Here is an 11,115-nt window from a genome sequence, read left to right as displayed (position 1 = left end):
AGGTGAAAACCTCTTTCTATTCATGTCAGCCCCCATACATCTATGAGGTGAAGGATATGGAATTAGTAGAAATTAGACAAGAGCTTGAAAATATGGCTAGCAGGCTAGCTGATTTTAGGGGGTCTCTTTGACCTAGAAACAAAAGAAGCCAAAATCGCAGAGCTTGAAGCGACAATGTCAGAGGCTGATTTTTGGAATGATCAGCAAAAGGCACAAGGTGTCATCAATGAAGCCAATGCACTGAAGGATTCTGTGAATTCCTATCATGAACTCAGTGAATCGCATGAAGAGCTGCAAATGACGCATGACTTATTAAAGGAAGATTATGACGAGGAACTTCATGCCGAGCTTGAAAAAGAGCTGAAGAACTTAACAAAGCAGTTTAACGAATTTGAACTGCAGCTTCTGTTAAGTGAACCTTATGATAAAAACAATGCCATTCTTGAGCTTCACCCAGGTGCAGGTGGTACTGAGTCACAGGACTGGGGTTCTATGCTTCTGCGAATGTACACTCGCTGGGCAGAGCGCAGAGGCTTTAAGGTTGAAACACTTGATTACCTTCCTGGTGATGAAGCAGGAATTAAGTCGGTGACATTGCTAATCAAAGGGCATAATGCGTACGGTTATTTAAAAGCAGAAAAAGGTGTCCATCGTTTGGTCCGTATTTCTCCTTTTGATTCATCTGGCCGCAGACATACATCCTTCGTTTCCTGTGATGTTATGCCGGAATTCAATGAAGAAATTGATATTGATATTCGCACAGAGGACATCAAGGTAGATACGTATCGTGCAAGTGGTGCAGGCGGACAGCACGTCAATACGACGGACTCTGCTGTTCGTATTACACACATTCCAACCAATGTCGTCGTGACGTGCCAAACAGAAAGATCACAAATCAAAAACAGAGAACGTGCGATGAAAATGCTGAAATCGAAGCTCTATCAAAAACGGATCGAAGAACAGCAGGCAGAATTGGATGAAATTAGAGGAGAACAGAAAGAAATTGGCTGGGGAAGCCAAATTCGCTCTTATGTATTCCACCCTTATTCTCTTGTGAAAGACCATCGAACCAATACGGAGATGGGAAATGTTCAAGCGGTCATGGATGGAGATTTAGATTCATTTATCGATGCTTATTTACGTTCGAAATTATCATAAAACTCGGCTTCTTGCCGGGTTTTTTTAATTGTGAGAAAATATAATGAATATAAAGGAATACATACGACATACTGATTCTATATCCTTTGTATGATGAAATTAGCAAATAAAGGGGGAAATATTTTGGGATTAACACCATTACAAGAAACGTGGGATTTAGATGCCTTTTTTAAAGGCGGCAGTTCTTCACCAGAATTTAAAACATACCTGCAACACATTCAGCAGCTATTAGATGAATTACGACAAAAGGTGGATGCCTTTTCAAAAGAAGATACACACATTGAAAGCAAATTAACATCTGTCCTTGATACGTATGAAACGACATTTAAAAAACTGTCTCAAGCAGGTTCATTTGTATCCTGTCTACAATCTCAAAATACAAAGGATATGAAGGCTGGCAGTCTTCGAGGTACGATTGCCAAGCTGGAAGCGGATTTAGGAACCATCCTTGCACTGTTTGATCAAGCGCTTGCAGCTATTCCTTCAAGCAAATGGGAAGAACTGATGAATTCAGCAGTCTTTTCAGATGTTCACTACATATTAAATGAACGCAGAGAGCGTGTGAAGGATCAATTACCCATTGAACAAGAAACCCTGATTCAAAAGCTAGCCGTAGATGGGTATCATGCGTGGGATGAGCTTTATTCCAGCTTAGTGAATAAGATTACCATTCCATTTGAGCAAAATGGTGAAACGCAGATGATCTCTGTAGGGCAAGCGGAAAATGCTATGGATGATTCAGATCGTGAAGTCAGAAAGGCCGTTTATCACAACCTAGAGCATGCGTGGACGCAGGATGAACATCTATTTGCAAGCACACTCAACCATTTGGCTGGCTTTCGTCTGCAAGTATATGAAGCAAGAGGCTGGGAGCATATTTTAAAAGAACCGCTTGATATTTGCCGTATGAAACAAGAAACTCTTGATGCGATGTGGTCTGTGATTGATGAACATAAGCAGCCATTCATTGATTACTTACACCGAAAAGCTGATATGCTCGGAGTGGATAAGCTGAGCTGGTTCGATGTTGGCGCTCCTATTGGCAGTGAGACCAAAATCTATCCTTATCAAGAAGCGGCTGCTTTTATTGTGAAACATTTCGCTGGATTTGGAAAAGAGCTTGCTGCCTTTACAGAAAAAGCCTTTAATGAGCGCTGGGTAGAGGCTGAGGATCGTCCAAACAAACGGGTAGGAGGCTTTTGTACAAATTTCCCTGACAGCGGAGAATCACGTATTTTTATGACCTTCTCAGGAAGTCCATCCAATGTGGCAACACTAGCGCATGAGCTCGGTCATTCGTTCCATCAGGAAGTGATGCAGGATGTTCGCATCCTTAATCGGAAATATGCAATGAATGTAGCTGAAACGGCATCGACATTCGCAGAAATGATTGTAGCTGATGCTTCATTAAAAGAAGCAGCAAATGAAGAGGAGCGTCTCAGCTTGTTAGAGGATAAGCTGCAGCGAAGTGTGGCATTCTTCATGAACATTCAATCTCGTTTCTTATTTGAACAGCGCTTCTATGAAGAGCGTAAACAAGGTGAAGTGCCCGCTGAGCGGTTGAATGAACTGATGGTTGAAGCGCAGAAGGAAGCGTTCGGTGATTCTTTAGATGAATATCATCCGCATTTCTGGGCGTCTAAGCTACATTTCCATATCACGGGTGTACCGTTTTATAATTTCCCATATACCTTTGGCTACATGTTCTCGTTAGGCATTTATGCAAAAGCATTGCAGGCTGGTACGTCGTTTGAAGAGAAATACATTGCATTATTAAAGGATACTGCTTCAATGACAGTAGAAGATTTAGCCTATAAGCATTTAGGCGTTGATCTGACCCAAAAAGCATTTTGGGAAGAAGCCATTCGTTTGGCTGTAGCAGATGCTGAAGAGTTTTTAGAAGCGACGAAAAAATAGCTCCCATTACGGGAGCTTTTTTGCTGGTTTTAACCAATTAAGCATTGTCTGAATGATATCCTTTTGCTGTGTTAGAGCTGGAATGTCCGCAGGCTGATCACCTTTTTGTTTGCCGTACATACCAAATTGCGCATGATTCCCGCCTTTTATTTCATGATAGACGGTTTGAGATGGCAGATTTGTTTTAGACTTCTTGATTTTCTCTTGTGTCGCCAGCCCATCCTTTTCACCTGATATCGAGAGTACGTTCAATGACGATTGTTTCAGGTCATCTGATGCTGGATAAGACGCAAGAAAAAAGAGTCCATCAAGCTTGCTCCGATTTTTTTCTGCAAACATAGCGGCAGCTGCCCCGCCAAGCGAATGTCCGCCAATATACCAGTGTTTGATCGTTGGATGATCTTTGATGATGTCCTGCGCTTTGTTAGGATTAAATATCGCAAAGGAAAATGGCATGTCAGGGATAAAGACAGAATAGCCTTTTTTCATCAGCGTGTCCCCGATATAGGCATACGCAAGTGGCTCCACTTTTGCCCCAGGATAGAGAATGATGCCAGTATCACTTTTTGGTGCTTCAAATGCATACACATTGTTTTTATGTTCCACTTGCTCAATGTTCACCCGTTTTTTTAATGCTTCTGATGGTCCATATGTAAAGCGGCTCCATGTATAAAAAGCACCAAAAGCTAAGATGATCAGTGCAAGTAATGTAATCCCTGTGATTTTCAGTATTTTCTTCATCGCATGCCCTTCTTTCTCATGTACATATTAAATATACCATCATTTTCTCCTATGCCAACCGGCAAGTACACTGATCCGTCTGTGTGATAAAGTATTAATCCATTAGCACTGCATTTGGCTGTTATTTACAATCGCTTTAGGAGGGCTTAAAATAGGTGTGCATTCAGAAGTAACGGAGGAAGAAAGACATGAATCAGGGACATTCTCAATTTTGGATCGAAGTGAAAAATTATTTGTTTATTTTAATCGGATCAGCCATCGTGGCGATTGGATTTAATACGTTATTATTACCGAATCAGATTGCGGCAGGTGGTGTGAGCGGAATTAGTACCATTATGCAGTCATTCGGCTTTGAAGCGGCGTATGTGCAATGGGGACTTAATATTCCGCTGTTTATCGCTGGCTTTTATTTATTAGGCGGAACATTTGGAGTAAAGACACTCGTTGGTTCGATTTTTTTACCTTTGATGGTGTTTGTCACAAGACATATCGCTCCTGTGACGCATGAAGCGCTCTTAGCAGCCATTTTTGGCGGTGTGGTCATTGGGATCGGAATAGGGATCGTGTTCCTTGGGAATGGATCTACAGGTGGTACAGCACTTGCTGCTAAAATCATCAATAAGTACACAGGACTCACGCTAGGCACTTGTTTAGCGATGATGGACGGATTGATTGTTCTAGCTGCGATGACGGTCTTTGGAATCGAAGAGGGGCTGTATGCGGTCATTGGTGTGTTTATTTCTAGTAAAACGATTGATGTGGTACAGGCCGGCTTCAGTCATTCGAAAATGGCGATGATCATTACAGGACATGAAGATGAGGTCAGACAAGCGGTCTTTGATCAAATTGATCGTGGAGTGACGAAGATTTCTGCAGTCGGAGGATATACAGATCACGACCGTCCAATTCTCATGTGTGTCGTTGGACAGTCACAATTCACAAAGTTGAAACAAGTGGTGAAAGCAATCGATGCATCAGCATTTGTTATTGTGATGGATGCAAAAGAGGTGCTTGGTGAGGGTTTTAAAAGGGCGTAAACAAGGATATAATAGCGTTGACCAAATGATTGTAAGGGAGGGAAATAGATGAAAAAAAGCGGATTAATAATGCTGTTTGCAGTGATGCTTCTTGTGCTCGCGGCTTGTGGAGGAAATTCAAACAGCAGTGACAAAGAAGGCAGCAAAAGTGCTTCAACTGTAAGCAGTGGTGAGGAAATTTATCAGCAAAACTGTATTGGCTGTCATGGGAAAGACCTATCTGGCGGAGGCGGACCAAGCCTGAAAGAAGTAGGAAAGAAATATAATGAAAGTCAAATTGCAGATATTGCACAGAACGGTAAAGGCTCTATGCCAAGCGGAATGGTAGATGAGAAGCAAGCAAAAGAAGTGGCAAAATGGCTTGCAGAGAAAAAATAAAACCTTTGTCTAATCGACAAGGTTTTTTGTTTTTTATATATAGAAAAAGACTTTTGGATAGTATGAAATTGTGATATATTAAATTTTTGTTAAAAAATAAGGGTAAAAAGACATGTTTTTCGGTTTTGTCTGTTCTATTTACCTTTTAATTATAAGTTTTGAAATATAAATGTAATACCATTGCGTCGATTCATGACGTATAATTGGAGTTGTTGGAATTTAGATGATTGACTTTTTTCATCTTTTTGGATGAAAAGGACATAAATTGCTTGTACGTATCGAAGGGTATGTGCGTGACCATACATAACGTTTTTTGACGAGAAGTGTCAAAACATCATGATAAGCTGTTAGTCAGCGAATAAGAAAAGATTAGGTGATTACATGATTGAAATGAAGGAAGTCTACAAGATCTATCCTAATGGTGTAAAGGCGATCAATGGAATCAATGTCTCTATCCATCCGGGAGAATTTGTGTATGTTGTTGGTCCCAGTGGCGCTGGTAAATCCACTTTCATCAAAATGATGTATCGTGAAGAGAAGCCAACCAAAGGGAAAATTTTAATTAATAACAAAGATCTAGGTTCGATTAAGGAAAAAGAAATTCCTTACGTAAGAAGAGAAATTGGCGTAGTATTCCAAGATTTCAAACTGCTTCCAACACTTACGGTGTTTGAGAACGTGGCATTTGCTCTTGAAGTGATTGGAGAACAGCCTCAAATCATTAAGAAAAAAGTACTTGATGTACTTGATTTGGTACAGCTCAAGCACAAAGCACGCCAATTTCCTGACCAGCTGTCTGGTGGAGAACAGCAGCGTGTGTCTATCGCTCGCTCAATTGTTAATAGTCCTGAGGTTGTCATTGCAGATGAGCCGACAGGAAACCTTGATCCAGACACATCATGGGAAATTATGAAGACGCTTGAAGAGATTAATAACCGCGGAACAACAGTCGTTATGGCGACACACAACAAAGAAATTGTAAACACCATGAAGAAACGCGTTATCGCAATCGAAGATGGAATGATTGTGCGTGACGAAGCAAGAGGGGAGTACGGAATTTATGATTAAAACTCTCTCGCGGCATTTACGTGAGAGCTTCCGTTCACTTGGAAGAAACACGTGGATGACATTTGCATCAATTAGTGCGGTCACTGTCACCTTGATTTTAGTTGGGGTTTTTCTTGTCATCATGCTCAACTTGAATAACATGGCATCGAACGCTGAAAAAGAAGTAGAAGTGAAAGTATTAATTCAATTAACGGCGAATCAACAGCAGCAGGATGAATTAAAAGCAGAAATCGAGAAGATTCCTGAAATCAGTGATGTTAAGTACTCATCTAAGGATGATGAACTAAAAGCGCTGATTAAAAGCTTTGGTGAAAATGGACAATCCATGGGACTCGTTGATCAAGAAAATCCATTAAACGATGCGTTTATTGTGAAAACATCTGATCCACACGATACACCAAAAGTAGCGAAGAAGTTAGAAAACCTAAAAGGTACGTATAAAGTAACTTATGGAAAAGAAGAGGTCAGCCGACTCTTTAATGTGGTCGGAGTGGCGCGTAATGTAGGTATTGCGCTTATTATTGGGCTTTTATTTACAGCCATGTTCTTAATCTCTAATACGATCAAAATTACGATTTTTGCTAGACGTAAAGAAATAGAGATTATGAAACTGGTAGGTGCAACGAACTGGTTTATCCGCTGGCCATTCTTCATTGAAGGATTACTGCTTGGTGTATTTGGTTCCATTATACCAATTGGCCTATTGCTGGGCACGTATCAATATGTTGTGGGCTGGGTGGCACCAAGAGTACAAGGCTCATTTATTTCCATGCTTCCATATAACCCGTTTGTCTATCAAGTATCACTGGTCCTTCTATTGATCGGTGCAATCATTGGTGTGTGGGGAAGCTTAACGTCCATCCGTAAATTTTTAAAAGTATAAATATATTTTGATGGCAGCACTCGAGGATTCTATAGAAGATGTGACCGGTTGATCCGAATCATCCGGTCGACTCTTCATGTCGACAGTTGTCATGGGAGGGGAATATCGTTTTGAAAAGAAAGCTGATGATGGCTGGAATGGCAGCGTTTATAGGAACAACGTGGCTATACATTCCAGGGAACGAGAATCGTGCATTCGCATACGAAGACCTAGATCAAAAAAGTCAACAGATCGAAGAGAAAACATCGAAGACTGAATCAACATTGAAGAAAAAGAAATCAGAGCTGGCAAAGCTTGAAAAAAAGGAAACAAAGCTTAAGAAAGAAATTGAAAAGATTGACCAAAAGGTAAGTGCTGCAACTGAAAAAGTCGCTGAGAAAGAAAAAGAAGTCAAACAAACAAAACAAGAGATCAAGAAACTAAAAAAAGACATTCAAGTCATCAATGAGCGAATTGAGAAAAGAAAAGCCATTTTCAAAGATCGAATTCGTTCTATGCAAAAAAGCGGCGGTACGATCAACTATTTAGATGTGCTGCTAGGTGCTCGCAGCTTTAGTGATTTTGTCAGTCGTGTTGGGGCTGTCACAACCATTGTCGAAGCAGACAAAGACATGATTACAGAACATGAAAATGATTTAAAGCTGGTGGAGCAAAAAGAAGCAGAGCTAAATAATCAGCTAAGTGGACTTGAAACATCTCTGAAAGAGCTAGAAACACTGAAAAAGGATTTATCCAAGAAGCATAAAGAAAAAGAAAATATCTTAGGTGATGTAACAGATAAAAAGAATCATGCACATGAGGAACTAGGCAAGCTTGAGAATGAACAAGAAATCCTAGCGAATCAAAAAGCTGCTGTGAAGTCTGAGGAAGCACGCCGTCAAAAGGAAGAAGCGAAGAAAGCTGAACAAGCAGCTGCAGAAAAAAATGCACCTGCACTTCCTAGCAGCGGCACAGATCAAGTATCTGATACACCAGCAAGCAGCTCTGGCTTTATTAAACCAGCGGCAGGCGGTTTCTCATCAGGCTTTGGCGGACGTTCTGGCGGACAGCACTACGGATTAGATATTGCAGCAAGAGGCACAGTATCTGTCGTCGCAGCAGCATCTGGAACAGTGACGAACTCAAGCTACTCAACGAGCTATGGAAATGTCGTGTTCATTACGCACAATATCAATGGACAGACCTATCAAACGGTATATGCCCACCTTTCGACAAGAAGTGTGTCCACAGGACAGAGAGTGAAACAAGGACAGTTCCTTGGATATATGGGGAACACAGGCCAATCGCATGGCCAGCATCTTCACTTTGAAATTCATAAAGGATTATGGAATGGTGCAAAATCAAATGCGGTCAATCCAGCACAATATATCCGTTAATCAAAAAGCCGATAACATCATGTTATCGGCTTTTTTTGATCTAGATAAAATTAAAATAACAGCAGTAAACCGGCAATAATAGGTGTTAACAGTACAGCCGATTTCAATAAAGGTTTCGGTGCAAGTCGTGTGAATTTAGCGCCGATAAATGCGCCTAATACCGTTCCAATTAAAATTTGGACCAGTAAGATAAAATCAACATAGCCTTCTGAAATATACCCAATTCCACCACCGATGGAAATCGGAATAATAACAAGCATCGTTGTGCCAACCGCTTGTCGAATCGACAGCTTCAGTAAAATCAAAAGCCCTACTTGAATAAATGGTGCCGACCCGATACCGAACATACCTGACAGCATTCCCGACACAAGCCCTAAAATAATGCCCCTTGTCATCAATTGACGTGAAGAAAGCGGCTGCTGCTCAGCCTCTTCATTAAGAATAAATAGCTTGATCATCATAAAAACAGCGGATAAAAAGAGCATCCCGGCTGTTAAATAGTGCAGACTTTCTTCGGGAATAAAAGGAGCAACCTTAGCTCCAGCAAAAGAAGCAATACAAGCCAAAGCACCAACAATCAAACCAGACTTCAGCTGAATGTTCCCTTCCCGGTAGTGGCTGTATGCACCTGATAGCGTCGTAAATGCCATAGCGGCTAATGACGTCCCGAGTGCTGTATGGATAGGGATATCAAAAATTAACGTAAGCAATGCGATGACAAATCCAGCCCCGCCGGCTCCTACAAAACCTAATAAAATTCCTAATAAAAGCATCGTCAATATAATGTACATAGCGAAGACTCCTTCTCAATCATAACAAAATAAAAATTACACCTAATAAAATGATTCGTCAAGCTTTCTCGGGAGAATGTCTTTACATGAAATCCCTTCTTCTGGCATATAATAACTCAGGTCATCAGGAAGAGTTGAAGAAGGAGGCCAAATATGAAAAAACAAATCGTATCTATTATGGCAAGTGTCGTTCTATTAATAAGTGCAGGGGTGATAACGCATAAAGAGGGAACTCGTGCGGAATCACCGCAAGCAGCTGCCGCAATGGCTGGACAAGCTCAATCAAGTGATCAGGCGAAAGAGAATGGGATGGAAAAGATCGAGAAAGCCTATGACCTTATATCAAATGAATATGTAGAGGAAGTGGATCGTCAAAAGCTGCTTGAAGGCGCCATTCAAGGAATGCTTTCGACGTTAAATGATCCGTATTCCGTATACATGGACAAGCAGACGGCCAAGCAATTTTCGGATTCGCTTGATTCTTCCTTTGAGGGAATCGGGGCAGAAGTCGGGATGGATGAGGGAAAAATTATTATTGTCTCCGCCTTTAAAAAATCCCCTGCGGCTAAAGCAGGTCTTAAGCCGAAAGATGAAATCATCAGTATCGATGGTGAGACGATGAAAGAAAAAAGCCTAAACGATGCTGTTCTGAAAATAAGAGGAAAAAAAGGGACGTCTGTCGCCTTAAAAATCAAACGAAATGGCATTGAAAAGGAATTAACATTCCATATTAAACGAGAAGAAATCCCGCTTGAAACAGTGACTTCCTCTGTAAAAGAGGTAAATGGTCAAAAAACAGGCTACATTGCGATCTCCAGCTTCTCTGAAGACACTGCGAAGGATTTCACATCAAGCCTGAAACAGCTCGAGAAAAAGGGCATAGAAGGCCTTGTACTGGATGTAAGAGGAAACCCAGGCGGCTACCTGCAAAGTGTGGAAGATATTTTGAAGCATTTTATTACGAAGGATCAGCCCTATATACAAATCGCAGAACGGAATGGCGATCGGAAACGATATTTTTCAAAACGAAAAGAACGAAAGCCTTACCCTGTTAATGTCTTAATTGATAAAGGCAGTGCTTCCGCTTCTGAAATTCTTGCTGGTGCTATGAAAGAAGCCGGAAAGTATGAAGTTGTTGGTGATGTCTCCTTTGGAAAAGGAACTGTGCAGCAGGCAGTTCCGATGGGAGATGGAAGTAATATTAAATTAACGCTGTATAAATGGCTCACGCCAAAAGGCAATTGGATTCACAAAAAAGGTGTTGTACCAACGATTGCCATTCATCAGCCAGATTACTTTACGGCAGGTCCGCTTCAGCTGAAAGAACCACTTCAACTTGATATGAACAATGAAGAAGTGAGACAAGCGCAGACGCTCCTAAAAGGTCTATCATTTGACCCTGGCAGAGTAGATGGATACTTTGATGAAGAAACAAAAAAGGCCGTGCTTGCCTTCCAAAGCACATACAATCTCGATAAGTCAGGTGTCATTGATTTGAAAACAGCAAAAATGATGAACAAAATGGTAGATGAAGTGAAATCGTACGAAAAAAATGACCTTCAACTGCAGACTGCACTAAAAGCACTATATCTTAAAAAATAAAGAGGCGAATAATTGCCTCTTTTTTTTGGTTCATAAGTGTCACGAACATGTAATAATTTATTTATAAATATAAATTATATCGAGAAATATATTCATTTATTTTACAAAAAACATAACATTCCTTCGATTTTACCCGATAACATATGTATATAAGAGACTTTCTG

General features: G+C 40.8%; 10 protein-coding genes. 8 read left to right on the top strand and 2 right to left on the bottom strand.

Annotated features, from left to right (window positions below):
* The first annotated feature begins 56 nt into the window (after positions 1 to 56).
* Together prfB and AKG37_RS08710 are read left to right on the top strand one after the other, a co-directional pair.
* Positions 57 to 1,158, top strand: a protein-coding gene (gene prfB / locus AKG37_RS08715; RefSeq protein ID WP_098677688.1) for a peptide chain release factor 2 whose coding sequence is annotated in 2 segments (ribosomal slippage) — positions 57 to 128 and positions 130 to 1,158 — 1,101 coding nt in all. Because the reading frame shifts where the segments join, the coding sequence is not laid out codon by codon here.
* 123 nt (positions 1,159 to 1,281) lie between these two features.
* On the top strand, positions 1,282 to 3,075 hold the full coding sequence (locus tag AKG37_RS08710; RefSeq protein WP_060698442.1) for a M3 family oligoendopeptidase: 1,794 nt from the start codon (positions 1,282 to 1,284) through the stop codon (positions 3,073 to 3,075).
* A 6-nt stretch (positions 3,076 to 3,081) separates the two neighbouring features.
* On the opposite strand, the gene AKG37_RS08705 is transcribed toward AKG37_RS08710, so the two are convergent.
* Positions 3,082 to 3,816 (bottom strand): alpha/beta family hydrolase, encoded by a 735-nt coding sequence (locus AKG37_RS08705; RefSeq protein ID WP_060698441.1) that lies wholly within the window; start codon positions 3,814 to 3,816, stop codon positions 3,082 to 3,084.
* Between the two features lie 188 nt (positions 3,817 to 4,004).
* Here AKG37_RS08705 and AKG37_RS08700 point away from each other — a divergent pair, with 188 nt between their 5' ends.
* From AKG37_RS08700 to AKG37_RS08680, 5 genes are all read left to right on the top strand, one after another.
* Positions 4,005 to 4,853: a YitT family protein gene (locus AKG37_RS08700; protein WP_060698440.1), complete on the top strand. Its 849-nt coding sequence runs from the start codon at positions 4,005 to 4,007 to the stop codon at positions 4,851 to 4,853.
* Positions 4,854 to 4,901: 48 nt separating this feature from the next.
* A complete protein-coding gene (gene cccB, locus AKG37_RS08695; RefSeq protein ID WP_060698439.1) occupies positions 4,902 to 5,231 on the top strand; it encodes a cytochrome c551 in 330 nt (109 codons plus the stop codon).
* Between the two features lie 381 nt (positions 5,232 to 5,612).
* Positions 5,613 to 6,299, top strand: coding sequence for a cell division ATP-binding protein FtsE (gene ftsE / locus AKG37_RS08690; RefSeq protein ID WP_060698438.1), 687 nt, complete (start codon positions 5,613 to 5,615; stop codon positions 6,297 to 6,299).
* The gene (gene ftsX, locus AKG37_RS08685) at positions 6,292 to 7,182 is read left to right on the top strand and encodes a permease-like cell division protein FtsX (protein ID WP_060698437.1); all 891 of its coding nucleotides are present in this window, start codon (positions 6,292 to 6,294) and stop codon (positions 7,180 to 7,182) included. Before ftsE ends, ftsX begins: the two co-directional genes overlap by 8 nt.
* Before the next feature lie 110 nt (positions 7,183 to 7,292).
* Positions 7,293 to 8,558 (top strand): murein hydrolase activator EnvC family protein, encoded by a 1,266-nt coding sequence (locus AKG37_RS08680; protein ID WP_060698436.1) that lies wholly within the window; start codon positions 7,293 to 7,295, stop codon positions 8,556 to 8,558.
* Positions 8,559 to 8,608: 50 nt separating this feature from the next.
* Here the strand turns inward: AKG37_RS08680 and AKG37_RS08675 are convergent, their stop codons facing one another.
* Positions 8,609 to 9,349, bottom strand: a complete 741-nt coding sequence (locus tag AKG37_RS08675; protein ID WP_060698435.1) for a sulfite exporter TauE/SafE family protein — start codon at positions 9,347 to 9,349, stop codon at positions 8,609 to 8,611.
* Between the two features lie 153 nt (positions 9,350 to 9,502).
* On the opposite strand from AKG37_RS08675, the gene ctpB reads away from it, so the two are divergent.
* Positions 9,503 to 10,951 carry a carboxy-terminal processing protease CtpB gene (gene ctpB, locus AKG37_RS08670; RefSeq protein WP_060698434.1) on the top strand — a complete coding sequence of 483 codons (1,449 nt, stop codon included), beginning with the start codon at positions 9,503 to 9,505 and terminating at the stop codon, positions 10,949 to 10,951.
* The last annotated feature ends 164 nt before the right edge of the window (positions 10,952 to 11,115 follow it).

Source organism: Bacillus australimaris (genome assembly GCF_001307105.1).
Lineage (GTDB): Bacteria > Bacillota > Bacilli > Bacillales > Bacillaceae > Bacillus > Bacillus australimaris.
Note: the sequence above shows the minus strand (reverse complement) of the source record. Positions and strands in the feature narration are given on the sequence as shown.

Excerpts from the sequence above, each read along its gene's own strand:
- AKG37_RS08705 (WP_060698441.1), bottom strand. The coding sequence starts at position 3,816 with ATGAAGAAAATACTGAAAATCACAGGGATTACATTACTTGCACTGATC.
- AKG37_RS08700 (WP_060698440.1), top strand. The coding sequence starts at position 4,005 with ATGAATCAGGGACATTCTCAATTTTGGATCGAAGTGAAAAATTATTTG.
- cccB (WP_060698439.1), top strand. The coding sequence starts at position 4,902 with ATGAAAAAAAGCGGATTAATAATGCTGTTTGCAGTGATGCTTCTTGTG.
- ftsE (WP_060698438.1), top strand. The coding sequence starts at position 5,613 with ATGATTGAAATGAAGGAAGTCTACAAGATCTATCCTAATGGTGTAAAG.
- ftsX (WP_060698437.1), top strand. The coding sequence starts at position 6,292 with ATGATTAAAACTCTCTCGCGGCATTTACGTGAGAGCTTCCGTTCACTT.
- AKG37_RS08675 (WP_060698435.1), bottom strand. The coding sequence starts at position 9,349 with ATGTACATTATATTGACGATGCTTTTATTAGGAATTTTATTAGGTTTT.
- ctpB (WP_060698434.1), top strand. The coding sequence starts at position 9,503 with ATGAAAAAACAAATCGTATCTATTATGGCAAGTGTCGTTCTATTAATA.